This window comes from Amycolatopsis sp. NPDC051373, from assembly GCF_040689465.1.
In the GTDB taxonomy this organism is placed as follows: Bacteria; Actinomycetota; Actinomycetes; order Mycobacteriales; family Pseudonocardiaceae; genus Amycolatopsis.
Genome location: NZ_JBFBAE010000021.1, coordinates 109,223 through 133,565, shown reverse-complemented (window position 1 = coordinate 133,565; position 24,343 = coordinate 109,223). Strand labels below are relative to the sequence as shown.

General features: G+C 70.0%; 29 protein-coding genes and 1 pseudogene. 19 read left to right on the top strand and 11 right to left on the bottom strand.

The window, feature by feature from the left end; genetic code table 11:
* The first annotated feature begins 261 nt into the window (after positions 1-261).
* Positions 262-1,914 carry a glutamate--tRNA ligase family protein gene (locus tag AB0383_RS33630; RefSeq protein ID WP_366189453.1) on the top strand — a complete coding sequence of 551 codons (1,653 nt, stop codon included), beginning with the start codon at positions 262-264 and terminating at the stop codon, positions 1,912-1,914.
* A gap of 42 nt (positions 1,915-1,956) precedes the next feature.
* On the opposite strand, the gene AB0383_RS33625 is transcribed toward AB0383_RS33630, so the two are convergent.
* From AB0383_RS33625 to AB0383_RS33615, 3 genes are read right to left on the bottom strand one after another with little or no spacing between them, the layout of a single operon-like run.
* On the bottom strand, positions 1,957-2,109 hold the full coding sequence (locus AB0383_RS33625; protein WP_366189452.1) for a hypothetical protein: 153 nt from the start codon (positions 2,107-2,109) through the stop codon (positions 1,957-1,959).
* Positions 2,106-2,483 (bottom strand): hypothetical protein, encoded by a 378-nt coding sequence (locus AB0383_RS33620; protein ID WP_366189451.1) that lies wholly within the window; start codon positions 2,481-2,483, stop codon positions 2,106-2,108. Before AB0383_RS33620 ends, AB0383_RS33625 begins: the two co-directional genes overlap by 4 nt.
* Positions 2,468-2,653: a hypothetical protein gene (locus tag AB0383_RS33615; protein ID WP_366189450.1), complete on the bottom strand. Its 186-nt coding sequence runs from the start codon at positions 2,651-2,653 to the stop codon at positions 2,468-2,470. The genes AB0383_RS33620 and AB0383_RS33615 overlap by 16 nt, the downstream gene beginning before the upstream one ends.
* Positions 2,654-2,708: 55 nt before the next feature.
* Between AB0383_RS33615 and rlmN the strand changes: the two genes are divergently transcribed.
* Positions 2,709-3,815 (top strand): 23S rRNA (adenine(2503)-C(2))-methyltransferase RlmN, encoded by a 1,107-nt coding sequence (rlmN, locus tag AB0383_RS33610; RefSeq protein WP_364185530.1) that lies wholly within the window; start codon positions 2,709-2,711, stop codon positions 3,813-3,815.
* A gap of 29 nt (positions 3,816-3,844) precedes the next feature.
* Positions 3,845-4,117, top strand: a complete 273-nt coding sequence (locus AB0383_RS33605; protein WP_366189449.1) for a hypothetical protein — start codon at positions 3,845-3,847, stop codon at positions 4,115-4,117.
* Between the two features lie 14 nt (positions 4,118-4,131).
* Here the strand turns inward: AB0383_RS33605 and AB0383_RS33600 are convergent, their stop codons facing one another.
* The gene (locus tag AB0383_RS33600; protein WP_366189473.1) at positions 4,132-4,383 is read right to left on the bottom strand and encodes a hypothetical protein; all 252 of its coding nucleotides are present in this window, start codon (positions 4,381-4,383) and stop codon (positions 4,132-4,134) included.
* Here AB0383_RS33600 and AB0383_RS33595 point away from each other — a divergent pair.
* Positions 4,271-4,669, top strand: coding sequence for a cyclase family protein (locus AB0383_RS33595; RefSeq protein WP_366189471.1), 399 nt, complete (start codon positions 4,271-4,273; stop codon positions 4,667-4,669). The two genes, AB0383_RS33600 and AB0383_RS33595, sit on opposite strands and share 113 nt — an antisense overlap.
* Positions 4,670-4,708: 39 nt before the next feature.
* Here the strand turns inward: AB0383_RS33595 and AB0383_RS33590 are convergent.
* A pseudogene (locus tag AB0383_RS33590) lies at positions 4,709-5,432 on the bottom strand (helix-turn-helix transcriptional regulator).
* An 84-nt stretch (positions 5,433-5,516) separates the two neighbouring features.
* On the opposite strand from AB0383_RS33590, the gene AB0383_RS33585 reads away from it, so the two are divergent.
* From AB0383_RS33585 to AB0383_RS33565, 5 genes are all read left to right on the top strand, one after another.
* Positions 5,517-6,293, top strand: a complete 777-nt coding sequence (locus AB0383_RS33585) for a glucose 1-dehydrogenase (RefSeq protein ID WP_366189448.1) — start codon at positions 5,517-5,519, stop codon at positions 6,291-6,293.
* A gap of 68 nt (positions 6,294-6,361) precedes the next feature.
* Positions 6,362-6,562 (top strand): hypothetical protein, encoded by a 201-nt coding sequence (locus AB0383_RS33580; RefSeq protein WP_364185524.1) that lies wholly within the window; start codon positions 6,362-6,364, stop codon positions 6,560-6,562.
* Positions 6,563-6,591: 29 nt separating this feature from the next.
* Entirely contained in the window at positions 6,592-7,056 is a 465-nt protein-coding gene (locus tag AB0383_RS33575) for a carboxypeptidase-like regulatory domain-containing protein (protein ID WP_366189447.1), read from the top strand.
* Between the two features lie 423 nt (positions 7,057-7,479).
* Positions 7,480-8,280, top strand: coding sequence for a choice-of-anchor P family protein (locus tag AB0383_RS33570; RefSeq protein ID WP_364185520.1), 801 nt, complete (start codon positions 7,480-7,482; stop codon positions 8,278-8,280).
* Between the two features lie 11 nt (positions 8,281-8,291).
* The gene (locus AB0383_RS33565) at positions 8,292-8,882 is read left to right on the top strand and encodes a class F sortase (RefSeq protein ID WP_364185554.1); all 591 of its coding nucleotides are present in this window, start codon (positions 8,292-8,294) and stop codon (positions 8,880-8,882) included.
* 79 nt (positions 8,883-8,961) lie between these two features.
* On the opposite strand, the gene AB0383_RS33560 is transcribed toward AB0383_RS33565, so the two are convergent.
* Positions 8,962-9,210, bottom strand: coding sequence for a hypothetical protein (locus tag AB0383_RS33560; RefSeq protein WP_364185518.1), 249 nt, complete (start codon positions 9,208-9,210; stop codon positions 8,962-8,964).
* 110 nt (positions 9,211-9,320) lie between these two features.
* On the opposite strand from AB0383_RS33560, the gene AB0383_RS33555 reads away from it, so the two are divergent.
* Both AB0383_RS33555 and AB0383_RS33550 read left to right on the top strand, forming a co-directional pair.
* Entirely contained in the window at positions 9,321-10,703 is a 1,383-nt protein-coding gene (locus tag AB0383_RS33555; protein WP_364185516.1) for an FAD-linked oxidase C-terminal domain-containing protein, read from the top strand.
* 127 nt (positions 10,704-10,830) lie between these two features.
* Positions 10,831-12,597: an MFS transporter gene (locus AB0383_RS33550; RefSeq protein ID WP_364185514.1), complete on the top strand. Its 1,767-nt coding sequence runs from the start codon at positions 10,831-10,833 to the stop codon at positions 12,595-12,597.
* 52 nt (positions 12,598-12,649) lie between these two features.
* Here AB0383_RS33550 and AB0383_RS33545 read toward each other — a convergent pair whose 3' ends face one another.
* Positions 12,650-13,717 (bottom strand): acyltransferase, encoded by a 1,068-nt coding sequence (locus AB0383_RS33545; protein WP_366189446.1) that lies wholly within the window; start codon positions 13,715-13,717, stop codon positions 12,650-12,652.
* 107 nt (positions 13,718-13,824) lie between these two features.
* Here AB0383_RS33545 and AB0383_RS33540 point away from each other — a divergent pair, with 107 nt between their 5' ends.
* Positions 13,825-14,340, top strand: a complete 516-nt coding sequence (locus AB0383_RS33540; RefSeq protein ID WP_366189445.1) for a hypothetical protein — start codon at positions 13,825-13,827, stop codon at positions 14,338-14,340.
* 99 nt (positions 14,341-14,439) lie between these two features.
* Here AB0383_RS33540 and AB0383_RS33535 read toward each other — a convergent pair whose 3' ends face one another.
* Both AB0383_RS33535 and AB0383_RS33530 read right to left on the bottom strand, forming a co-directional pair.
* The gene (locus AB0383_RS33535; RefSeq protein WP_366189444.1) at positions 14,440-15,141 is read right to left on the bottom strand and encodes a peptidylprolyl isomerase; all 702 of its coding nucleotides are present in this window, start codon (positions 15,139-15,141) and stop codon (positions 14,440-14,442) included.
* Between the two features lie 26 nt (positions 15,142-15,167).
* Positions 15,168-15,422 carry a DUF2631 domain-containing protein gene (locus tag AB0383_RS33530; protein ID WP_326569402.1) on the bottom strand — a complete coding sequence of 85 codons (255 nt, stop codon included), beginning with the start codon at positions 15,420-15,422 and terminating at the stop codon, positions 15,168-15,170.
* Between the two features lie 104 nt (positions 15,423-15,526).
* On the opposite strand from AB0383_RS33530, the gene dxr reads away from it, so the two are divergent.
* The 3 genes from dxr (at position 15,527) to ispG (ending at position 19,229) form a co-directional block, all read left to right on the top strand.
* The gene (dxr, locus tag AB0383_RS33525; protein WP_366189443.1) at positions 15,527-16,732 is read left to right on the top strand and encodes a 1-deoxy-D-xylulose-5-phosphate reductoisomerase; all 1,206 of its coding nucleotides are present in this window, start codon (positions 15,527-15,529) and stop codon (positions 16,730-16,732) included.
* 3 nt (positions 16,733-16,735) lie between these two features.
* A complete protein-coding gene (locus AB0383_RS33520; RefSeq protein ID WP_366189442.1) occupies positions 16,736-17,959 on the top strand; it encodes a site-2 protease family protein in 1,224 nt (407 codons plus the stop codon).
* Positions 17,960-18,077: 118 nt separating this feature from the next.
* Positions 18,078-19,229 carry a flavodoxin-dependent (E)-4-hydroxy-3-methylbut-2-enyl-diphosphate synthase gene (gene ispG, locus AB0383_RS33515; protein WP_285969437.1) on the top strand — a complete coding sequence of 384 codons (1,152 nt, stop codon included), beginning with the start codon at positions 18,078-18,080 and terminating at the stop codon, positions 19,227-19,229.
* Positions 19,230-19,279: 50 nt separating this feature from the next.
* Here ispG and AB0383_RS33510 read toward each other — a convergent pair whose 3' ends face one another.
* Positions 19,280-19,534: a hypothetical protein gene (locus AB0383_RS33510; RefSeq protein WP_366189441.1), complete on the bottom strand. Its 255-nt coding sequence runs from the start codon at positions 19,532-19,534 to the stop codon at positions 19,280-19,282.
* Between the two features lie 75 nt (positions 19,535-19,609).
* On the opposite strand from AB0383_RS33510, the gene AB0383_RS33505 reads away from it, so the two are divergent.
* Both AB0383_RS33505 and AB0383_RS33500 read left to right on the top strand, forming a co-directional pair.
* Positions 19,610-20,434: an AraC family transcriptional regulator gene (locus AB0383_RS33505; RefSeq protein ID WP_366189440.1), complete on the top strand. Its 825-nt coding sequence runs from the start codon at positions 19,610-19,612 to the stop codon at positions 20,432-20,434.
* Positions 20,431-20,829, top strand: coding sequence for a VOC family protein (locus tag AB0383_RS33500; RefSeq protein WP_364185500.1), 399 nt, complete (start codon positions 20,431-20,433; stop codon positions 20,827-20,829). The genes AB0383_RS33505 and AB0383_RS33500 overlap by 4 nt, the downstream gene beginning before the upstream one ends.
* A 475-nt stretch (positions 20,830-21,304) precedes the next feature.
* Here AB0383_RS33500 and AB0383_RS33495 read toward each other — a convergent pair whose 3' ends face one another.
* Entirely contained in the window at positions 21,305-21,511 is a 207-nt protein-coding gene (locus AB0383_RS33495) for a DUF4177 domain-containing protein (RefSeq protein ID WP_364185498.1), read from the bottom strand.
* Between the two features lie 80 nt (positions 21,512-21,591).
* Here AB0383_RS33495 and AB0383_RS33490 point away from each other — a divergent pair, with 80 nt between their 5' ends.
* Together AB0383_RS33490 and AB0383_RS33485 are read left to right on the top strand one after the other, a co-directional pair.
* Positions 21,592-22,446: a GNAT family N-acetyltransferase gene (locus AB0383_RS33490; protein ID WP_364185496.1), complete on the top strand. Its 855-nt coding sequence runs from the start codon at positions 21,592-21,594 to the stop codon at positions 22,444-22,446.
* A gap of 69 nt (positions 22,447-22,515) precedes the next feature.
* Positions 22,516-24,339 carry a penicillin-binding transpeptidase domain-containing protein gene (locus AB0383_RS33485; RefSeq protein WP_366189439.1) on the top strand — a complete coding sequence of 608 codons (1,824 nt, stop codon included), beginning with the start codon at positions 22,516-22,518 and terminating at the stop codon, positions 24,337-24,339.
* Positions 24,340-24,343: the final 4 nt, after the last annotated feature.

Below are 24,343 nucleotides of genomic sequence, written 5' to 3'. Positions count from 1 at the left end.
GGCTCGCCGCCCCGCGCGGGCGGTCGGGGCGGGCGCCCACCCCCCGCGGGTGCCCCCCCCCGCCGGCGCGATCTCGCTGGTGGGTTGCGAGACGCCGGCGCGATCTCGCTGATCGGTTGCGACTGGTTCACGATATATCGGAAACGGTCGCGATGCAACCTAGCGACTGTCGGGGACCTGCGCGAGGCGCGTTTGCGGTGGTCGGAGATACTCGAAGGAGTAAGAAGAAGCGCTGAACCGACCTGGGAGACCCGACCCCCCATGCTGGACCGAGTGGTCATCGACGCCTTGTTCCCCGCGGACCTGCCCGAGCCGGAGCACTGGGAGCAGCGCTACCCGGCGCGGCAGCTGCCCGACGGCGCGAAGGTGACCCGGTTCGGCCCGTCCCCCACGGGGTTCGTGCACATCGGCGGCATCTACGTGGCCACGATCGACCAGGACGTCGCCCGCCGCTCCGGCGGCCGCTACCTGGTGCGCGTCGAGGACACCGACCAGTCGCGCGAGGTCGAGGGCGCGTTGGAGCAGTTCGAGCGCGGCTTCATTTACTTCGGTCTGCAGGCCGACGAAGACACCCTGCGCGGCGGAGACTACGGCCCGTACCAGCAGTCGGGCCGCGAGCAGATCTACCTGACCTTCGTGCGGCAGCTGCTGCGCGAAGGCCGCGCGTACATCGACTTCGCGACGAAGGACGAGCTTGCGTCGATCACCGCGCGCCAGCAGGCCACGAAGCTGCCCACCGGCTACTACGGCTCCTGGGCGATCTGGCGCGACGCTTCGGCCGAGGACGTGCAGGCGAAGCTCGACGCTGGCGAGCCGTGGGTCGTGCGGTTCCGCGCGCCCGACGACACCGGCGCGCGCGTGCGCTTCACCGACGCCATCCGCGGCACGATCGAAGCCGAGGCCAACCGCAACGACGTGGTGATCCTCAAGAGCTCCGACCAGAGCCCCCGGCTGCCGACCTACCACTTCGCGCACGCCGTGGACGATCACCTCATGCGCGTGAACCTCGTCATCCGCGGCGACGAGTGGATCTCGTCCGTGCCGGTGCACCAGCAGCTGTTCGACGCGCTCGGCTTCGAGCCGATCACCTATGCGCACATCGCCCCGCTGATGAAGCAGGAGGGCGGCAGCAAGCGCAAGCTGTCCAAGCGCAAGGACCCCGAGGCGTCGGTCGACTTCTACATCGAGGCCGGCTACCCGGTCGAGGCCGTCCTGTACTACCTGCGCGGGCTCGCCAACGGCCGCCTCGCCGAGCTGCCGCTGGCCCAGGCGCTGGACGAGCCCGTCAACCTCGACGAGATGGGCGTCGCGGGACCGCTCGTGGACCTGGTGAAGCTCGACGACATCTCCGCCGACCACATCGCCACGATGTCCGGCGCGGGGATCCTCGCCGCCGTGCGCACGTGGGCGCAGCGCTTCGACCCGGAGCTGCTGTCGGTGCTCGAGTCGTCGGAGGAGCTGGCCCTGCGCGCGCTGGCCGTCGAGCGCGAGGGCGCCGAGAACCCGCGCAAGGACCTCAAGAAGTGGAGCGAGTTCCGCGCGGTCTACGGGTTCTTCTTCCCGCAGCTGCACGCACCCGTAACCGGCCCGGACGACGAGCGCATCGCCGCACTGGGCGTGGCACCGGACGTCGTGCGCGCGGTGGCGGCGGACTTCGTCGCGAACTACCAGCAGCTCGACGACGGCCAGGAGTGGTTCCAGCAGATCCGCGACGTCGCGGCGAAGCACGGTTTCGCCAAGAACGCCAAGGAACTCAAGAAGGACCCCGACGCGTACCCGGGCTCGATCCGCGAGGCCTCGCAGATCATCCGCATCGCGATCACCGGCTCCACCCGCAGCCCGGACCTGCACTCGATCACGCAGGCGCTGGGCCGCGACGAGACCCTGCTGCGGTTCGAAGCTCTGACGGCGTGAGCCGCGGCCGTCCTCCGGCGCGGGTCCGCCGGAGGACGGTGCTCACTCCTGTTCTGGCGCGGTGGCGTCCAGCCTTCGTTGCAACTCCGGGTGGCCGGTGAACACCGCCACCTGCAGCTCCGCGACAAGGCGCTGAGTGGGAATCTCGACGTCGACCCCGAACACGTCCCGGATCCGGGTCAGCCGGTACTTCAACGTGTTGCGATGCACGTACAACGTGCGGGCCGCGGCGGTGAGGCCCCCGCCCGCTTCGAATCGGACAGCACGGCGTCCGCGATCGAGTCCTCGAACGCGACGACCCGGCGGGACTCGTCGAGCAACGGCAGGGTGAGCAGCCGGTCGACGTCGCGGCGGGCCTCGACCAGCCGGTCGGCGGACGTGATCTCGCCGCTGACGGCAGCCCGCAGCTCCACGCGCAGCCTGCGCGTCGTCTGCCCGGCGATCGCGCGGCCGAGCGCGGTCGCCTCGCCCCGCGGCCGGTCCTCGACCACCGGGAACGTCGCGTAGCCCTGGCCTTCGCAGGACGTCACCGCGTCGCGGCGGCGCGACGCCTCTACCCGCAGCGCCACCAGGTCCTCGAGCTGGCGCAGCCGCAGCGCGCCGGCCGGCGCCCCGTCGACCGGTCCGGGAGGAACGTGACCAGCCGGAACGCGACGCCGGTCAGCCCGAGCCGCACCTCGACGGTCTGCGCGTTGGCGCGGCCCATGAGCGGACCCGTCCGGGTGGTGACCGGCAGCACACGGCCGGGGGCACGCTGACGGCGTGTCCGATGGACGTGGAATACTGGATCGGTTATGACTGCCCTCCCCCTTGTTTTCGACGCGCCCAAGCGCGGCCTGCCGCCGCGCCACCTCGCCGACCTCACCTCCGCCGAGCGGGCCGAGGCCGTGGTGGAGCTGGGGGAGAAGGCCTTCCGCGCGAAGCAGCTGTCGAACCACTACTTCTCGCGCCTGACCGTCGACCCGGCCGCCATGACGGACATCCCCACGGCCTCGCGGGAGCGGCTCGTCGCTGACCTCATGCCGACGCTGTTCACCGAGGTGCGCGCGCTCTCGGCCGACGGCGGTGCCACGCGCAAGACCTTGTGGCGCGCCCACGACGGCACGCTGATCGAGAGCGTGCTCATGCGCTACCCCGACCGCGCGACGCTGTGCATCTCCAGCCAGGCCGGCTGCGGCATGGCGTGCCCCTTCTGCGCCACCGGCCAGGGCGGCCTCGACCGCAACCTGTCGACGGCCGAGATCGTCGACCAGGTCCGCTCCGCCGCCGCCGTCATGCGCGACGGCGACATGCCCGGCGGTCCCGGCCGCTTGTCGAACATCGTCTTCATGGGCATGGGCGAGCCGCTCGCGAACTACAAGCGTGTAGTGGCGGCGGTGCGGCGTATTACGGAGCCTTCTCCTGAGGGTTTGGGGATTGGGCAGCGTTCGGTGACGGTGTCGACGGTGGGTTTGGCGCCGGCGATCCGGAAGCTGGCGGATGAGAAGATGCAGGTGCGTCTCGCGGTTTCCTTGCATACTCCGGATGATGAGCTGCGGGACACGTTGGTGCCGGTGAACAACCGGTGGTCGGTGGACGAGGTGTTGTCTGCTGCGCGGTATTACGCGGATACGTCGGGTCGTCGGGTGTCGATCGAGTACGCGTTGATCCGGGATATCAATGATCAGCCGTGGCGGGCGGAGTTGCTGGCTAAGCGGCTGCGCAAGCACCTGGGTCAGTTGGTGCACGTGAACGTGATCCCGTTGAACCCGACGCCGGGTTCGAAGTGGGATGCGTCGCCGAAGCCGGTGGAGCGGGAGTTCGTGCGGCTGGTCAACGCGGGGGGCGTAGCCTGCACGGTGCGTGACACCCGTGGTCAGGACATTGCGGCCGCGTGTGGCCAGTTGGCTGCCGAAGGCTGAGTTTTCGTTTCAGTGATGGGAAAGTTCCTGTGATTTCAACGCCCTGCCTCCTTGACCCGGCGGCGGAAGAGCTGAAGCTGCGCGATATTACCGGCGGGGTGGCGGTTGCTCGTGCGGCCCGCTCGTTGCTCGGTGAGCGGTTCGATTCGGAGAGTTTCATGTACGTGCTGATGCGCGCGTACTCCGTGGACTTCCACGCCGCCCGCGACGCGGCCCGTTGGCAGGGCTTCGGCGAAAGCCGGCGTGCGTTGTCGGATGCGGATCTTGAGGTGCTGCTGGCGCCCTGGGTCGCCACGAACTGAAAGCGTCACCCGGGTCACGAGGGGCGCAGCTGCGGCCACAATGTTTCCCACGATTGCCTTGGTGTGTCGCACAGCCAGATCGGCACGCCCTCGTTGAGCCCGGCGAAACCGTGGTCACCGTCGGCCGGGGTTGCCGACGCCCGTAGGCAGTGTGTGCGCAACTCGGGCGGGTCGGTGCCGACGAACAGGATCGTCTGCGCGGCGTCCCAGGGTTCGCCGAAGCTGTCCGGCGACGCGCTCGTCGTGCGGTGCGGCTGGGAGTTCACGCCGGATCCGGCGCGGTCGTCGCCGGGTCTGAGTATCGACGCCGTGCGCTGGATGCATCAGCGCGGAGTTTCGGTGTACGCGGGGGACCTCGGCGACGCGTTCCCGGCGCTCGATCCCGCCGTGCCTTTCCCGCTGCACGTCGTGGCCCTCACGCGTCTGGGCGTGCCACTGATCGACGCCGCCAACGTCGAGGACCTCGCGGCTACGTGCACAGAGCTGGGACGCCACAGCTTCCTGCTGGTAGCAGCACCGCCCCGGGTGAACGGCACCACCGGCTGCCGGTGAACCCCGTCGCGGTGTTCTGGGCCGCCGGGGTCCTGGGCCTCAGCTGTCGACGTCCATGCGTTGCGTGCCGATCACCGACAACAGCCGCAACGCCTCCTCCGAAGGCGAGCCCGGCACGGCCGTGTAGATCACCACCTGCTGGTCGCGGTCGGTCAGGTCGAGCACGTCGCAGTTGACCGTGAGGGGACCGACCACCGGGTGCCGGAACGTCTTGCACAGGCAGGTTGCGGGCGGCGTAACGGGCGAACCCGTCGGCGTCGGACACGCCGTAGAGGCGCTGGTCGTCGGAACGCAGGAACACGCGGCGCACCAAGTTGCGGTCGCGCCGGGGCAGCGCGGAGAAGTCCTCCATCAGGGCGGCGGCGAGGTCGTTCCAGGCGATCACCTCGTACGTCGCCGACATCACCATCGCGGCGGCCTGCGGCAGCCGGTCCAGCAGGTCGAGGATGCTCTGGCGCACGACGCGCGACGGCCCGGGCAGCGGCGTCGCGGGTTCACCGGCGAGGTGGTGCAGGTGCTCGCGCTCGGCGTCGCTCAGGCGCAACGCGCGCGTGAGCCCGCCGAGCACCTCGCGCGACGGGTGCGGGCCGCGCGCCTGCTCGAGGCGCGTGTAGTACTCGGTCGAGATGAACGCCAGCTGCGCCACCTCCTCGCGGCGCAGCCCCGGCGTGCGGCGGCGCGGTCCCGCGGGCAGCCCGACGTCGGCCGGGGTGATCCGCTCGCGCCGGCTGCGCAGGAAGCCGGCCAGTTCTCGCCTGTCCACGTCTCCAGTATCCGCGTCTCACAGCGCTCAGCCAGGTACTGACGATGCCTGAATAAGCCTGCCGCGGCGTCGCAGCCTGGGCTTATGGAACTTCACGAAACGCCCGGTCTGCTGACTGGCAAGGTCGCTTTCGTCTCCGGCGCGGGCCGGGGCATCGGTGCCGCCGCCGCGCGCCTGTTCGCCCGGGAAGGCGCCCGCGTGCTGCTGGCGGCCCGCACGGAAACCCAGCTCAAGACCGTGACCGAAGAGATCCGCGCCGCCGGCGGCACCGCCGACTACGTGCACTGCGACCTCGCCGACGCCGCCAGTGTGCGAGCCGCCGTCGACCGCGCGGCCGAGCTCTACGGCCGCCTCGACATCGCTTTCAACAACGGCGCCACGATCCAGCGACCCGGCCCGATGGACGGCCTGTCCGAGGCCGAGTTCGACCACGTCTTCGCCGTGAACCTCAAGGGCGTCTGGCTCGCCATGGCCGCGGAGGTCGCCGCCATCCGCGCGACGGCGGGTACCGGCGCCATCGTGAACACGTCGTCGGTCGGCAGCCTGCGGGGCAACCCCGAACTGCCCGCGTACGGCGCCATGAAGCGAGCCGTCAACAGCCTCACCGAGTCCGCCGCCGTCACCTACGGCCCGGAAGGCATCCGCGTCAACGCCATCACCCCGGGCAACACGCTGACCGAGATGATCCGCGCGTGGGAAGCGGAATCGCCGGGCCTGCAGGACCGCCTCGTCTCGGCGACCCCCCTGCGCCGCGGCGCCGAGCCGGCCGAGATCGCGGAAGCCGCGGCCTGGCTCCTGAGCGACCGCGCCTCCTACGTGACGGGCACCATCCTCCGCGTCGACGGCGGCGCGGGAGTCTGAGCGGCGAAAGGCGCGCTCCGGCGACGCGATCCCCGGTATTCTCGGGTGATTGACTCTCTGGGGGTGTCATGCGGACGTCCCTGTGGTTCGCGCTGCCCGCGGCCGTGCTCGCAGTGGGCGCGGTCGCGGCGCCGCTCGACGAGGACGCGGCCGCGGCGGTGAAGCTCGACCCGGCGCTGAGCCTGGACCGCATGACGCACGAGCCGGGCGCGCCGGTACGGGCGACGCTCACGAACGACACCGGCCGGCAGGTCGACGGCGCCACGTGACGTGCGCGTCGGCTGATCCCGCGGATCGCATGGCGCTCAACGGGATCCAGACCAACCAGCCGCTGCAGGGCGGCTTCTCCGGGACGCTCCTCGCGAAGCAGACCGTGACCGTGGCGCTGACCGGGCGGGTCACCGACGACGGAGTGCGGCGCGGCGGGCTGGAGACCACGTGCGTGGTCACCGCCGGCCGGTTCGCGATGCTCAGCGGGGCGGCCGCCGACGTCATCGGACCGGTCGTGCCGGTGAGCGGGCACGTCGTCGAAGACGGGAAGCCGGTCGCGGGGGTCACCGTCGTGGCGGCGAGCCAGAGCCTCGCCACGCTCGACCGGACGTGGACCGCGGTCAGCGGCCCGCACGGCAGCTACCGGTTGTCCGGGCTGCGCGCGGACTACTACCTGCTGAAGGTTCCCGGCCGCGCCCTCGAGAGCGACTTCCCCTTTCTGGTCGCCGGCACGTCGGCGGACCACGACGTCGTGCTGACTGGCAGCAGGTGAATGCCACTCCACGCTCCATAGTGGACAATTCCACGCGACGATTTCCCGCGCGGAGTTTTACGGAAAACGCACGGGCTGCCGTAGTGGTCACATGACGGTGAGTACCAGCCGGTCACCCACCTCCAGGATCACCCCGAAGAGTGGCGGCGCGAGCAATCCGCCAAGTAGGTGCCGGAATGCCCTAGCGCAGAGTGAGAGAACCCGGCGAAAACCACAGCGTTACATCACTCTTTAGTGGTGAAATTGCGGAAAACATGGTCACTGACTCGGCCGATCGACGCGCTGCGCAGTGGATCTTGCTTTGCAATTCCGGACCCCCTTGATAGCGTCGCGTTCTCGCCGGTGATCGACAGTTGCGTCGGGTCACGCGTGGATTCGGGGATCCGCGGGCGGTTCCATTCTTGGTGTTCGAAAGGACAATTCATGCGTTCTGCCCTGCTGCGCGGACGGGCCCTCGTGGTCGCCGCTCCAGCCCTCGCCCTGCTCGCCACCGCCGCCCCCTCGGCGGTCGCTGCCGACGCGCCCGCCGGGTCGGCCTACGGCGCGTCCGCGTCGGTCTCGCTGCTGGCGGGAGTGCTGGGGGACAAGGGAATCTCCGTGGAGACGGGCAAGATCGCGCCGTCGAACACGGACGGCCCCACGTCGGCGTCGGTGGTGGACGTGCCGCTGAAGGGCCTGGTCACGGCGAAGGCGGTCAGCAGCTCCGCGAAGAAGACCGACGGCAAGGTCGCCTCGAAGGCCTCCATCGTCGACGCCACGCTGCCCGTGCTCGCCCCGCTCGCGGGCGCGACGCCGAAGGCGCGCGTGATCAGCTCCGAGTGCACGTCGACGCCCGATGGCATCACCGCCTCGTCCGAGCTCGCGGGCCTGGATCTCGGCCGTATCGGCAAGCTGCCCGTGGGCACCGCGCCGAACCAGAAGATCGGTGTGCCCGGGGTGGCGCAGGTGATCGTGAACGAGCAGATCAAGCACGACGACGGCTCCCTCACCGTCAACGCCTTGCACGTGAAGCTCCTCGGCGGCAAGGCCACCGGCGCGCTGGGCAGCGGCGACATCGTCCTCGCCTCCTCCACCTGCGCGAAGGTCGCGGCGACGCCGAGCACGCCCACCCAGCCCACCGCCCCCGCCAAGCCGCCGGCCCAGGGCCCCGGCCAGGTCACCGTCATCCCGGCCGGTGCGCCGGAGACCGGTGACGGCTCGCTCGCCACGGTGTTCGCTCAGTGAGTGATCGTGCAGTGACCCGACGCCGGTTCGGCCTCTTCGCCCTGTTGCTGGCGCTCGTCGCCACCTTCGCCCTGTCCGGCTGTGGCGCGGACACGACCCCGGCCCAGCAGCCGGCCGCGCCCGCGAGCGCCGCACCCGTGGTCGGGCTTGCGCGGTCGGTGCCGGTGTCGCTCGACGTGCCGAGCATCGACGCGCACTCCTCGCTCGTCTCGCTCGGCCTCAACGCCGACAAAACCGTCCAGGTCCCGCCGGTGACCGAACCACTGCAGGCGGGCTGGTACTCCAACAGCCCGACGCCGGGCCAGATTGGCCCCGCCGTGGTGCTCGGGCACATCGACGGCAACCACCAGAAGGGCATCTTCTGGCGGCTGCACGAAGTGAAGAAAGGCGACCAGGTCGTGATCGGGCGCCAGGACGGGTCGAAGGCCACCTTCACCGTCACGAAGGTCGACCAGATCGCGAAGAAGGAGTTCCCCACCGAAGCGGTCTACGGCAACACCACCGACCCGCAGATCCGCCTCATCACGTGCGGCGGGGCGTTCGACGCCGCCGCGCACAGCTACCTCGACAACATCATCGTCTACGGCTCGCTCAACACGTAGGCGTTCCCCGGGCCAGGGCCCTGTCGTCTCGCGCTCGGGCGAGCCGGCAGGGCCCTGCTTTGTTTTATACCCCTCTACCTCATGCCGCCGTGGCCACCGTCGTCAGCAGGGCCGCGCCCGCCGGCGTCAGCTCTGCCGGCACCTGCTGCCCGAGGAGCCCGAGCCGCGCCGGGCGCACCAGACCTTCGTGGGCCAGGGCGTGGGCGGTGAACTGGTCACAGCAGGGCAGACCGTCGACGAACAGGTCCGGTTCGGCGCTGCAGGTCACCCTCGCGCGCCCGGCTGCGACGGCCCGCAACATCGCGATCCCGCGTGAGCTGGTTCCCATGGCTGCCTCCTGAAGTCGCTCTCTACTCCTACGTCGAAGCAGAGGCCGCCGTTTCGACATCGCGGCGCCCTAACCTGGCGGGAGAAGCCGCAACGCGATCGGGAGCGCCCATGTTGATCGAAGACCTGCAAGCCGTCCTGCCGCCCGAGGTCCTCGTGCGCGACCCCGACGTGCTGCGCGGCTTCGCCCACGACGAGGCCGAGTGGGCGCCGTGGGCGCTGCCCGAGGTCGTGGTGCGGCCGCGCTCGGCCGAAGACGTGCAGGCCGCCGTGAAGGTCTGCCTCAGGCACGGCACACCCGTGGTCACGCGCGGCGCCGGCACCGGGCTGTCCGGCGGTGCCAACGCCGTGGCCGGCTGCGTCGTGCTCGTCACCGACCGCATGACGGCGATCCACGAGATCGACGCCGTCGAGCGCCTCGCCGTGGTCGGCCCGGGCGTGGTGAACGACGATCTGAGCGCGGCCTGCGCCGAGCACGGCCTCTGGTACCCGCCCGACCCGGCGAGCTCCCCGTGGTCGACGATCGGCGGCAACGTCGCCACCAACGCCGGTGGCGTGTGCTGCGTGAAGTACGGCGTGACCCGCGACTACGTGCTCGGGCTGCAAGTCGTCACGGGCACCGGCGAGCTCGTGCGGCTCGGGCGCCGCACTGCGAAAGGTGTGGCGGGCTACGACCTCGCCGGACTGATGGTCGGCTCCGAGGGCACGCTCGGCGTCATCACCGAGATCACCGTGCGCCTGCGAGCTCAGCGCGCGCCCGAGAGCACGGTGGCGGGGTACTTCGACTCGACCGTCGCCGCGGGCGAAGCGGCCGCCGCGATCCGGGCGGCCGGCGTGGTGCCCTCGGCGCTGGAGCTGGTCGACCGCCACTGCCTCGTCGCCGTGGACGAGTGGAAGAACATGGGCCTGTCGGCCGACGCGGAGGTGGTGCTGTTGGGCCGCAGCGACGCGCCGGGCGCGGCGGGGGAGCACGAGGCCGCCGTGATGCTCGCGTGCTTCGAGAAGGCGGGCGCCACGTGGGCGGCGCAGTCGTCGGACCAGGCGGAGGCCGACGCGTTGTTCGCCGCTCGGCGGCTGGCGTACCCGGCGCTGGAGCGGCTCGGTCCGCTGCTGACCGAGGACGTCTGCGTGCCCACCCACCTCGTGCCCGAGATGCTCGCGCGCATCGACCTCGCGGCGAAGCGGCACAACACGCTCATCGCCAACGTCGCGCACATCGGCGACGGCAACCTCCATCCGTTGCTCAGCACACCGGCCGGCGACGAGGACGCGCGGCGGCGTGCGCAGGCCGCGTTCGACGACATCGTGGCCGACGCGCTGGCCCTCGGCGGCACCGTGACCGGCGAACACGGCGTGGGCCTGCTCAAGCGGCCGGGGCTGCAAAACGAGCTCGGACCGGCGGTTCTGCAGATGCACCAGGCCGTGAAAAACGCGCTGGACCCGCACGGGATCCTCAATCCCGGGAAGGTTTTCGCTTTTCACTCGGTCGAGTGAACGTAAATAGTCCTCAAACGACAGTGATCAACCTGTGACGGTTCTCTCGTAACCGATTTACGAAGTTGGTTGCCGCAGGCAAGCAACTTGCTTAGCCTAGCTAAGGGAACGAGAGAAAGGTTTCGCTGTGGCCGAGCGCAGAACGTATTCACTCGCGGAACTGGGTCCGCGATACAAGTGGATCGCGCTGTCCAACACGACACTGGGCATGCTGATCGCGACGATCAACTCGTCGATCGTGCTCATCGCGCTGCCCGACATCTTCAAGGGCATCGGGATCAACCCGCTGGAGCCGGCCAACACCAGCTACCTGCTGTGGATGATCATGGGCTTCCTGGTGGTCACCGCCGTACTGGTGGTGAGCTTCGGGCGCCTGGGGGACATGTACGGCCGCGCCAGGATGTACAACCTCGGCTTCGCGGTGTTCACCGTGTCGTCGATCTTCCTGGCCATCACCTGGTTCGACGGTGACGCCGCGGCGCTCTGGCTGATCGGCTGGCGCATCGTGCAGGGCGTCGGCGGCGCGTTCCTGATGGCGAACTCGTCGGCCATCCTCACCGACGCGTTCCCCTCCAACCAGCGCGGTCTCGCGCTGGGCATGAACGGTGTCGCGGCGATCGCGGGTTCGTTCCTCGGCCTGGTCGTCGGTGGCGTCCTCGCGCCCGTCGACTGGAACCTGATCTTCCTGGTGTCGGTGCCCTTCGGCGTGGTCGGCACGATCTGGGCGTACGTGAAGCTGCACGACACCGGGGTGCGCAAGCACGCGAAAATGGACTGGTGGGGCAACATCACCTTCGCGGTCGGCCTGATCGCGGTGCTGGTGGGCATCACCTACGGCATCCAGCCCTACGGCTCGTCGCCGACCGGCTGGGGCAGCCCGATGGTGCTCTCGTGCCTCATCGGCGGCATCGCGGTGCTGATCGCGTTCGTGGTCATCGAGACCAAGGTGGCCAACCCGCTGTTCCGGCTTTCGCTGTTCCGGATCCGGTCGTTCAGCTGGGGCAACCTCGCGAACCTCACGGCGTCGCTCGGGCGCGGTGGCCTGCAGTTCATCCTGATCATCTGGCTGCAGGGCATCTGGCTGCCGCAGCACGGCTACACCTTCGAACAGACGCCGCTGTGGGCCGGTATCTACATGCTGCCCATGACCGTCGGCTTCCTGGTGTCCGCGCCGACGGCCGGCATCCTGTCCGACCGCATCGGCAGCCGGCTGCTCGCGTCGAGCGGCCTGGTGATCACCGCGATCACCTTCCTGCTGCTGATCCTGCTGCCGGTGAACTTCAACTACTGGGCGTTCGCGGCGATCCTGCTCGTCAACGGCATCGGCATGGGCATGTTCTCCTCGCCCAACCGCGCCGAGGTGATGAACAGCCTGCCGGCCGACGCCCGTGGCTCCGGCGCGGGCATGATGACCACGTTCCAGAACGCGGCCATGGTGCTTTCGATCGGCTTCTTCTTCAGCCTGATCATCGCGGGCCTGTCGGACAACCTCCCGGCGGCGATGTTCCAGGGCCTCACCGCCCACGGCGTGCCCGCCGGGCCGGCCGACCAGGTGGCGCACCTGCCGGCGGTGGCCGTGCTCTTCGCGGCTTTCCTCGGCTACAACCCGATCCAGCAGCTGCTGGGCGGCCAGCTGGGCAGCCTGCCGCCGGACCAGGCCTCGTTCCTGACCGGGCGCAGCTTCTTCCCGAACCTGATCTCGGGTCCGTTCCAGGATGGTCTGGCCGTGGCGTTCGGCTTCGCCATCGTGGTCTGCCTGATCGGCGCGGTCGCGTCGCTGCTCACGAAGGACAAGGGCAAGACTTCGGAATCGGTGGGTGAGGAGCTGGCCGCGGTCGCCGGGGAGTCTGGCGGCGGGCCGAGCGAGCTGGTGGCTCCGACCAGCGAACGGTGACCATTGCGGGTGCACGGGCCGTCCCGGGATTCGTTCCCGGGACGGCCCATTTTTATGCGGGGACGGGTTCTTTGGCCGGCGCCGGTTCAGGGTTCTTGGCGGTGGCCCTGCGGCCGAGCGCGATCATCGGCAGCTCGACCCAGCGGTAGAGCAGGTCGGCCATCAGCAGCGCGACGGCCGTGACACCGACCGCGGTGAGCGTGCGCGGGTGCGCCAGCTGCGGCACGAGCCCCGCGAGCGTCCAGCCGGCGATGGACTGGATGAGGTACAGCGAGTACGACCGCTCCCCGATGAACCGCAGTGGTTTCAGGGACAGCACCCGGCTCAGCGGCCCGCCGGCCACGAGCGACGGCAGCAGCAGCGCCACGAGCACCGCATAGGCCGTGCCGACGGCGACGCCACCGTCGTCGTGCAGGGCGACGGTGAGGTCGGTGAAGAACACTTGCACCACCACGATCATGGCGGCCACGACGACGCCGGCCACCGGGTGCGCGAGGGGTTTGAGTACCGCGAACCCCCTGCGGTGGTGGAGAACGATGGCCACCGTGCAGCCGATGACGATGGACGCGTACGCGCCGGAGTACGGCAGCACCGGCACCAGCGCGACCAGTAGCACCACCAGTCCTGCGCCGAGCCCCAGTCGCTTCGCGAACCCCAGCCCCGCGATGCCGAACGCCAGCAGCGGCCACAGCAGGTAGAACTTCTGCTCGACGCCGAGCGTCCACGCCACCCCGAACACCCCGACGACGTGGAACTCGTTGAGGAACGTCGCGAACCAGGGGAGCGCGCCGAACAGGCCGCTGGAGCGCAGCTCACCCCTGCCTGCCGTGACGATGACAAAGATCCCGAGCACCACGTAGTACACCGGCAGGATCCGGAACGCCCGCCTCAGGTAGAAGTTCTTCAGCGACACGCGGCCGGTGCGGTCCTCCTCGCGCAACGCCAGCGTCGTGATCAGGAACCCGGACAACACGAAGAACACGTGCACGCCGATCCACCCGTTCGCGCGCACCCACGCGATGCCCCCGAAGTGGAACACCACCACCAACACCGCGGCGATCGCCCGCACCCCGTCCAGCGCCGGGAACCGCCTGGTGGCGAGGTAGGTTTCGTGGGTCATCAGCATGAGCTCCCCCCGTCCGCCGCCCGACTGCTCGCGTACTGTAATCGGGGTTGGGCGATGTTCACTCTTTGGGGTGACTTGGCTGGTCAGGGATGGATTCTGGGGTGGATTCGGACCGCGAACGTCTGGCAGAGCTGCTGTCCGTCGCGCCGGGTGAGATCGCCGCGTCCGCCCGCGAGGCTCAGGTGACGGGGGCGACGTTCAAGCTGTGGCCAGGCGCGTCGACCGCCAGCCAGTTCAGATCGGTGTTCCGCCGGCGGCAACGGAACGCGTTCCGCGCCGGCCGGCCGTCGATCGGGTTCGCCGAGGGACTTCGCGACCTCGGCGCCTACGAAGGCGTGTTCCTCGCCCTGGGTTACGTCGATGACCGGCCGCAAGGCGGGTACTACTTCCAGCTGTTCCTGACCCCGGATCGGTCTCGGCTGGTCACCTGCTGGGGGGTGAAGCCGTCAGCGAGGGCCGCAGAACAGGTGCTGGATCGGCACCGGCCCCGGGGACGCGGACTCGAGCGACGTTCGACCGCGGATCGCGACCGGCTACTCGCGATGCTCGCCCCGCTGTGCCCGGCGGAGATTCGACGTTGGTGGTCGCCGCGTTGGAAGCGGGAGCGCCGTGTGTGATGGAGACTCGGTCAGGACGTCAGCTGTTCCTGACCCCGGATCTGTCCCGGCTGATCACGGGATTCGGGGTGAAAGCGGTGGCCGAACAGCAAGCCTGACCTATCGGCCGAACGAAGCCGTCGCGATCTTCACCGGGTGTTTCGGCGCACCGTCCAGCGGCCCGTCCGGATCGGTCGGAATGATGCCGTCCTTCACCATCCGGTCGATCGCGTCCATGCCGCGCACGACCTTCCCCAGCACCGAATACTGCGCGGGAATGTGCGCGAAGGAATGGACGATGAAGAATTCCGACCCGTTCGTCCCCGGGCCCTGGTTGCCCATCGCGATGGTGCCGCGTTCGTACGTCTCCGCGCCCGACACCTCGTCCGGGAACTTGTAGCCCGGGCCGCCCTTTTCCACCTCGTAGAGGTCGCCGCACTGCAGCACGCCGAGGCGTTCCGAATCAGACAGGCGCCAGCACTGCGAACGGTCGTAGAAGTGCTGCATGACCAGCGACACCATGTTCGCCACACCACACGGGGCGGCGCCGGCGCGATCCAACCGCACCGTCACCGGCCCGTAGTTGAAGTGGAACGTCACGTCGACCGTGCCGCGCGTCAAGGCGAAGGGCAGCGGCTGCACCACGGGCCGCGCGGCCGGGTTGTCCGGCGTCGGGGTGAACGTGCACCCGACGACAGGCGCAGCAGCGGCAGGCGCAGCAGCGGCAGAAGCAGGGGTGGCAGAAGCAGCAGTGGCCGGCACGGCGCACAGCGCCACACCGGCCACGACCGAAAGAACGAGAGCGACCCAGCGTGACGTCATAGCCCCGCAAGGTAGCGAACGGAAACCTACTTGCGCCAGGCCGTGCGGCGCTTGCGGAAGTCGAGCACGAGCAACAGGGCGAGGAACGCGGCGAGGCCGATGAGCCACACGTTCTCGGTGTTGTTCTCGTGGTTGCCCTTGAGCATGAGCAGCAGGATGACGACGCTGACCCAGCCGGCGATGCGCGTGGCCTTCGGGAACGAGCCGTGCCAGCCCCACTCGGCCGACGGTTCGTCGCGCGGGTCCACTTCGGGGCGCTTCTCGATCGCCTTGCCTGCCACGATCACTCCTCCTGACCCGCTCAACCTGGTACGCCGTAATGATCCCACACCCCCGAGTGCTCCGCGGAGACGGGCCGCGCCTCGGCGGGCGATAATGGCGTGCGATGACTACCTCGCGAAGCGTCCTCGTGCTCGGCTCGACCGGGTCCGTCGGAGCCCAGGCCCTCGACGTCACCGCTCGTAACCCCCACCTGTTCACCGTCGCGGGCATCGCCGCCGGTGGCTCCGACCCGCAGGCGCTCGCCGCGCAGGCCCTGGCCCACGGCGTGGAGGCCGTGGCCGTGAGCCGCCCGACGGTGGTCGAAGATCTGCAGCTCGCGCTGTACGCGGAGGCACAGCGGCGCGGCTACTCCCGGGGCGAGTTCCGCATCCCGCGCATCTTCGCCGGCGCCGACGCCGTAACGGAGCTCATCGACGCCGTGAACGTCGACGTCGTGCTCAACGCCCTGCCCGGGTCGCAGGGCCTTCAGCCCACACTCAAAGCCCTGGCCACGGGTTCGACGCTCGCGCTGGCCAACAAGGAGTCGCTCATCGCGGGCGGACCGCTCGTGCTCGCGGCCGCGAAGCCGGGTCAGATCGTGCCGGTGGACTCCGAGCACTCGGCCATCGCGCAGGCCCTGCGCTCCGGCCGGGACAACGAGGTCGCGCGCCTGGTGCTCACGGCGTCGGGCGGGCCGTTCCGCGGCAAGAAGCGCGAGGACCTCGTCGACGTGACCATCGAGCAGGCCATGGCGCACCCGACGTGGTCCATGGGCCCGGTCATCACGATCAACTCGGCCACGCTCATCAACAAGGGCCTGGAGCTGATCGAGGCCGCGCTGCTGTTCGGCATCGAGCCCGCGCGCATCGACGTGACCGTGCACCCGCAGTCGATCATCCACTCGATGGTGACGTTCGTCGACGGCTCGACGATCGCCCAGGCCAGCCCGCCCGACATGCGGCTGCCGATCGCGCTCGCGCTGCACTGGCCCGAGCGCGTGCCCGGCGCCGCCGCCGCGTGCTCGTGGGACACGGCCGCGAGCTGGACGTTCGAGCCCCTCGACAACGAGGCGTTCCCGGCGGTCGAGCTGGCGCGCCACGTCGGCACCGAGGGCGGCTGCCTGCCCGCCGTCTACAACGCGGCGAACGAAGAGGCCGTGGCCGCCTTCCTCGCGCAGAACACCGGTTTCACGTCGATTGTGGACACTGTTTCCCAGGTGGTCGAAGCCGCCGACGAATGGCGTCGCGAACCGCGCGACGTCGAGGATGTACTCGCCGCCGAGCGCTGGGCTCGAGGGCGCGCAGGATCGATGCTGGGTAAGGGGAAGTAGCGCGTGCTCGCCTACATCATCGGGGTGGTGCTGTTCGCCCTGGGCATCTGCATCTCCGTCGCGCTGCACGAGGCCGGCCACATGGTCACGGCCAAGATGTTCGGCATGAAGGTCCGCCGGTACTTCATCGGCTTCGGGCCCACGATCTTCTCGTTCCGCCGCGGCGAGACCGAGTACGGCGCGAAGTGGATCCCGCTCGGCGGGTTCTGCGACATCGCCGGCATGACGGCGCTCGACGAGGTGACCCCGGACGAGGCGCCGCGCGCGATGTGGCGGTTCAAGACGTGGAAGCGCACCGTCGTGATGTCGGCGGGCTCGATCACGCACTTCATCCTCGGCTTCGTGGTGCTGTACCTGATGTCGATCACCATGGGCCTGCCGAACATCGCGGCCGCGTCGGAGCCGTGGCCGCCGGTGATCGACAGTGTTTCGTGTGCCCGCCCGGCCACGACCTCGCAGCAGGTCAACGACCTCTCGTGCCCACCGGGGGCGCCCACTCCGGCGAAGACCGCCGGCATCATGGCGGGCGACAAGATCGTTGCCGTCGCGGGCAAGCCCACCGCGAGCTGGACCGACGTGCTTCAGGTCGTGCAGGACTCGAAGGGCGTCACGCCGATCACCGTGCAGCGCGGCAACCAGACCCTGAACCTGCAGGTGGACATCCCGCGCGTGCAGCGGCTCGGCACCGACGGCAAGGTGCGCGAGGTCGGCATGATGGGCGCCTCGACGCAGCGGCCAGAGGCGTACCTGCACTACAACGGCCTCACCGGCATCGGCGCCACGTTCTCCTTCACCGGCGACATGTTCGCCCAGACCGCGCAGCGCCTCGTGGAGTTCCCCGAGCGCATCCCGGCCGTGGTCAGCGCGATCTTCGGCGGTGAGCGCGACCCGAACACGCCGGTCAGCGTCGTCGGCGCGAGCCGGATCGGCGGCGAGGCCGTGGAGCAGGGGCTGTGGCAGATCTTCTTCTTCCTGCTGGCCAGCCTGAACTTCTTCATCGGCGTGTTCAACCTGCTGCCGCTGCTGCCGCTGGACGGCGGGCACATCGCCGTCGTCTGGTACGAGAAGGTGCGCGACTGGCTGCGCGGCCTGCGCGGCAAGGCGGCGGGCGGACCGGTCGACTACACCAAGCTTTCGGCCGTCACGATGGTGCTCGTCGTCATCGGCGGCGGCATCACTCTACTGACGGTCACAGCGGACATCGTGAACCCGATTCGCTTGCAGTAACCGGTCCCACCGGTCGGGTCATTACCCGGCCGGTGGGCCCCCGACCGGGGGTAACGCTGCTCACCGTGACGGTTGACTTCGTTGAAGCAGGGCCGGATGGAGTAGGTAGGCTGGAGGCGTGACCGTCGCGCTAGGTATGCCAGCACTGCCGCCCCCCGTCCTCGCCGAGCGCCGCAAAACCCGCCAGCTCCACGTGGGTTCCGTCGGTGTCGGCAGCGACTTCCCCATCTCCGTCCAGTCGATGACGACGACGCTGACCTCCGACGTCAACGCCACCCTCCAGCAGATCGCCGAGCTCACCGCCGCCGGCTGCGACATCGTCCGTGTCGCGTGCCCGTCCGCCGACGACGCCGAGGCGCTGCCCGCGATCGCGAAGAAGTCGCAGATCCCGGTGATCGCCGACATCCACTTCCAGCCCAAGTACGTGTTCGCCGCCATCGAGGCCGGCTGCGCCGCCGTGCGCGTGAACCCGGGCAACATCCGCAAGTTCGACGACCAGGTCAAGGAGATCGCGCAGGCCGCGAAGGACCACGGCACGCCGATCCGGATCGGCGTCAACGCCGGTTCGCTGGACAAGCGCCTGCTCGAGAAGTACGGCAAGGCCACGCCCGAGGCGCTGGCCGAGTCGGCGATGTGGGAGGCCTCGCTCTTCGCCGAGCACGACTTCCACGACATCAAGATCTCGGTCAAGCACAACGACCCGGTGGTCATGGTCCGTGCGTACGAGCTGCTCGCCGAGCAGTGTGACTACCCGCTGCACCTCGGCGTGACCGAGGCCGGGCCCGCGTTCCAGGGCACGATCAAGTCGGCCGTCGCGTTCGGCGCGCTGCTGCGCCAGGGCATCGGTGACACCATCCGCGTGTCGCTCTCGGCGCCGCCGGTCGAAGAGGTCAAGGTCGGCACGCAGATCCTGCAGTCGCTGAACCTGCGGCCGCGCAAGCTGGAGATCGTGTCGTGCCCGTCGTGCGGGCGCGCGCAGGTGGACGTCTACACGCTCGCCGACCAGGTCACGGCCGGTCTGGAGGGCATGGAGATCCCGCTGCGCGTCGCGGTCATGGGCTGCGTCGTCAACGGCCCCGGCGAGGCCCGCGAGGCCGACCTGGGTGTCGCGTCCGGCAACGGCAAGGGCCAGATCTTCGTGAAGGGCGAGGTCATCAAGACCGTGCCCGAGCACGCGATCGTGGAGACCCTGATCGAAGAGGCCATGCGCATCGCCGAGGAAGCCGGCGAGGGCATCGGCGAGGGTTCGCCGAGCGTCACGGTCGGCTGAGTTTTCGGCTTTGGGAAACCGGCCCCGCTTTTGTCGCGGGGCCGGTTTTCTCAGCCCTGCAGGTGGTGCTGGGCGGCGTCCTTGATCTGCATGCGCACGTTCTCCAGGGCCGCGGCGACCTCGTCGATCTGCTGGCTGGCCAGCTGGATCGCGCCCTGGATGGACGTGGAGGTGGACGTCTCGCCGAGCAGCCCGAGCACCTGCGACTGCAGGTCCTCCAGCTCGCCCTTCGTCGCGAGGGCGATGCCGGTGGGCACCGAGTCGGCCAGCAGTTCGAGCTGCTGGGCCTGCTCCTGGATCGTCACTCCCGCGTCCTTTCTCCGGTGGCCCCCGCTGTCCGTGGTAGCAGAAACCTGTGCTTCGCGGCCTACGCTGGTCAGGTGAGTCACAGCTGGGCCACCCGCTTGCCGCACCCGGTGCTGCGGCCGCTGGTCACGCGCTACATCGGCTACGCCCAGGACGACGTCACCCTCACCGTCCACCGCGGCCTGCCGTCCCGGCACGTGACGCTGATCATCAGCCTGGAACAGCCGATCCGCTTCGCCGGCCTGCCCGGCGAGGGCACCCTGCAGGCGCTGGTCGGCGGGCTGCACACCTCCCCCGCGCTCATCACACAGGACCGGGTGCAGCGCGGCCTGCACGTGGAGCTGGACCCGCTGGGCGTGCGTTCCCTGCTCGGCGTGACGGCCGCCGAGCTGAGCGGGCGGGTCGTGGACCTCGCCGAGTTCGGCCGGCCTTGGGCGCTGTTGCCTTCGCGTCTTTTCGAGGCCGCGGATTGGCCTTCGCGGTTCGCCGTGCTGGACGAGGTGCTGGCTTCGTCGGCTGCGTCAGCGCCCCCTCCGGCTCCTGAGCTGGGGGAGGCTTGGCGGCTTCTTCGGGTGCGTTCGGGCGGTGTGCGGGTGACGGACCTGGCCTCGTCGGTCGGCTGGAGCCGGCGGCACTTCGGTGAGCGCTTTCGCGCAGAGGTGGGCCTCGCCCCGAAGCAGGTGGCGCGGGTGTTGCGCTTCGAACGGGCCGGTCGACTGTTGCGGGCGGGTTCACCGGACCTGGCCTCGGTGGCCGTCGAGGCCGGCTACTACGACCAGGCGCACCTGTCGAACGAATGGCGGGCGTTGGCGGGGTGCTCACCGCGGACGTGGATCGCCGAGGAGCTCCCGTTCCTCCAAGACGACTCGGTGGCCCCGGAACCAGACTCGGGGGCATGACACCTCAACCGACAGTCTGGCCCGCCCTCCGCTACGACGACGCCCCCGCGGCCGTGCGCTTCCTCGTCGACGTCCTCGGCTTCGAGGAGACGCTGGTGGTTCCCGGCGGCGCCGAGCGCGCCATCGCCCACGCCGAGCTCCGCTGGCCCGAAGGTGGCGCCGTGATGCTCGGCAGCACCGGCGGCCCCGCCGACGACGTCCATGACGCCATGAAACCGGGCACCGGCGCGGTGTACCTGGTTTCGGATCGGGTGGACGCGATTCAGGCGCGGGTTGTCGCCGCCGGGGGTGAGGTGACATTGGGGCTGCACGACACGGACTACGGCTCGCACACGTTCAGCCTGCGTGACCCGGAGGGCAACAGCTGGACGATCGGCACTTACCGAGGTGCGTGACTGCTGGATCGGCTGTGGTTCTGCTTGCTTGCCTGAGTGTTTTCGGTCTGGTTGCTCGGTGCGGCTGCGCTGGGTCTGGCTGATTTCGGTCTGGTTGCTCTCGGCCCGGGTCGCTCGACCGGGCCCTCGACCGGGCCCTCGACCGGGCCGAGTGGCGTGCCGCATTCGCGTCGGACCGAGGCTGCAGGCGTCGAGCGCGGCCGGAGTTGTCCACACCGCCGCCGAGTTGTGGACAACTCGGCCGGTTCGAGTCCAGGCCAGGGGTTTTGTCGGGGGCGGGCGATAGAATGGACGAGGGACGCCCCCTGGGGAGGGCGGGGGTTTGTCTGGCCGGCCCCGACTGGTTCGACAAGGATCCCACCCCGCACCCACCGCAGCCGAGCCTGCGAGGTCTCGAGTGCGAGGCGCCCGTAGCCCCAACCTCGGCACCTAGCCACGGCCGGCCGCGCAAGCGCTTCCCCTCACCGCGGAAGGCCTACTGGACCGGTCGTTCGAACGTCACCAACAGCCCGTCCACCCCTCCAGGCCCCACCCGTCCCTTCACCTCCGCCGAGGTGATCGCCTTCAGCTGCCACCCATCCCGAGCCTCGTCGTTGAGAAGACGCTCCAGCTTGTCTCCGGACATTTTTCCGCCGAGCATCTTCTCGCGGAGTTCGACCACCTTGTAGGTGTAGCGCTGCATGTGTCCGATTGTGCCGCTTATCTGAGCGTGTCGGTGGGCTTGCGTTCCGTTCATCCGCGTCATCTGGCACTCTGGACACTGTGTTGCGGCTTGCAGGTGCACGGCTGCTCGACGATCGGGACTATCCAGCGGTGCGCGCCGCGCTGGCCGCCGACCCGGTGAGCAGCTGCATGGTCAGCGCCAGGGTCGAGGCCGCGGGCCTCGACCCTTGGCGGCTCGGTGGCGAGCTCTGGGCCGCCGACGGCCGCCCGGGGCGGTCCACGCGGTTCCAGGGGTTGTGCTTCGCCGGCCCGAACCTGATTCCGTTGCGCGGCAACGCTTCGGCGTTGCGGTCGTTCGCGGACCGGGCGTTGCGCAGGCAGCGCACGTGCTCGTCGCTCGTCGGGCCCGCCGAGCAGGTGCTGGGGCTGTGGGACGAGCTTTCGAGCGAGTGGGGGCCCGCGCGCGAAGTGCGGGGTGACCAGCCGCTGATGGCGCTCGACGGCAGCCCGCACGTCAAAGCCGATCCGCTCGTGCGCGCGGTGCGGCCCGACGAGCTGGACCGCTATCTGCCCGCCGCCGTCGCGATGTTCATCGAGGAGGTGGGCGTCGACCCGCGCAGTGGCGACGGCGGCGCCAGCTATCGCGCCCGCGTGAGCGAGCTGATCGCCACCGGACGGGCGTTCGCCCGGTTCGAAGACGGCGAGGTCGTGTTCAAGGCCGAGATCGGCGCGATGTCGGCCGGTGTCGGCCAGATCCAGGGCGTGTGGGTGCACCCGGCGCGCCGCAGCGGCGGCCTCGGCACCGCGGGCACGGCCGCGGTCGTCAACCGGCTCGTGCACGGCCTCGGCCGCACCGCGAGCCTCTACGTGAACGCGTTCAACACACCCGCGCTCGCCGCGTACCGCCGGATCGGGTTCCAGCAGGTCGGCCAGTACGCGACCGTCCTGTTCTGAACCCGATTCGCCCTTCCGGGTCGGCGTTTCGGCCCGGAACCCGCCCGCCGGGCTGGTTCGATCCGACGCATGGCACCTGGTCGGCACCCGCACCGTCGACACCGCGCAGCGGCCCTGACCGCCGCCGTCGCGACCGTCCTGCCGCTCGCCGGCTGCGGCCTGTTCTCCTCCGAAGGCCCGGAAGACACGCTCGCCGCCTTCCTCACTGCCGTCAGCTCCGGTGACGTCGCCGCGGCCGCCGCGCGCACCGACTCGCCCGACGCCGCGAAGATCCTGCTCACCCAAGTCCGCGCCGCGCTCAAGCCCGAGTCGATCGAGGCGACCGAGGAGACCGTGAAGCAGTCGGGCGACAACGCGACCGGCGGCTACCGCCTCACCTGGCACCTCCCCAAGGGCCGCAGCTGGACCTACACCTCCGACGCGCAGCTGCGCTCGGCCGAGGACGGCTGGCAGGTGCATTGGCAGCCCACCGTCGTGCACCCGCAGCTGGCACCGTCGCAGAGCATCGCGATCGTGGCCGATCCGGCCGAGCCCGCGCCGGTGCTCGACCGCGATGGTTTCCCCCTGCTGCGCCCGCAGACCGTGATCGGCGTCGTCGTGGACCCGGCGAAGACGGGCAACACCACGGCCGTCGCGAGCAAGCTCGGCTCGGCGCTGCACCGCTTCGAGCCGACGGTGACCGGCCGCTCCGTGCTCGATGGCATCAAGGCCACCAAATCCGGCTCCGCCTACCCCGTGCTTTCCTTGCGCGACACCGACTACGAGCAAGTCAAGCCCACCATCTACGACCTGCCCGGTGTCCGCTTCACGAGCCAGGAACGCCTCCTACCCGACGACCGCGACACCGGCCGCCAGATCCTGCCCGCCCTGCGCTCGATGGTCGAGCAGCAGGCCGCGGGCGGCGCGGGCTGGCGGATCGTCTCGCTCGACGTCACCGGCAGCGAAGCCAGCGAGCTCTACGCCGTGCCGCCCAAGGAGCCGCCTGCCGTCACGAGCACGCTCAGCACTCACGTCCAGAAGGCCGCCGAGCAGGCCCTCGCGCCGGTGAAGACCGCCGCCGCGATCGTGGCGCTGCAGCCGTCGACCGGGCAACTGCTGGCAGTCGCCCAGAACGAGCCCGCGGACGAGCAGGGACCGCTCGCGCTCACCGGCCGCTTCCCGCCGGGGTCGACGTTCAAGATCGTCACCGCGACGGCCGCGCTCACGGCCGGCCGCGTGAAAGTCGACACACCCGTCGCCTGCCCGGGTACGGTGACGTTCGCCGGCCGCGTGGTGCCCAACGAAGGCCGGTTCGACCTGGGCACGGTGCCGCTGGCGAAGGCGTTCGCGCAGTCGTGCAACACGACGTTCGCCCAGCTTTCGGCCGACCTCTCGCCGACTGCGCTCACCGACGCCGCGCGCTCGCTCGGCATCGGCGCCGACTTCGTGATCCCCGGCCTCACGACCGTCACCGGGTCTGCCCCGCAGGCCGATTCCGTGGTGCAGCGCGCGGAGAACGGGTTCGGGCAGGGGACCGTGGTCACGAGCCCCTTCGGGATGGCGCTCGCCGCGGCGGCCGTGCAGTCGGGAAAGGTCCCCTCGCCGTCGCTGGTGCGCGGCCGGGCCGCCAAGGTGAGCGGCCTCGGCCCGGCGCCGCGGCCGGACGTGCTCGACGCCGTGCGCTCGATGATGCGTGACGTCGTCACCACCGGCACGGCCACCGCCCTGCGCGACCTGCCCGACGTGCGCGGGAAGACCGGCACGGCCCAGTTCGGCGACGGCACGCACTCCCACGGCTGGTTCGTCGGCTACCAGGGCGACCTGGCGTTCGCGGTACTGCTCACCGACGCAGGCTCGTCGAAACCGGCCGTCGACGCCGCTCACCGGTTCCTCGCGGGCGTGACCGCGAAGTGACGTC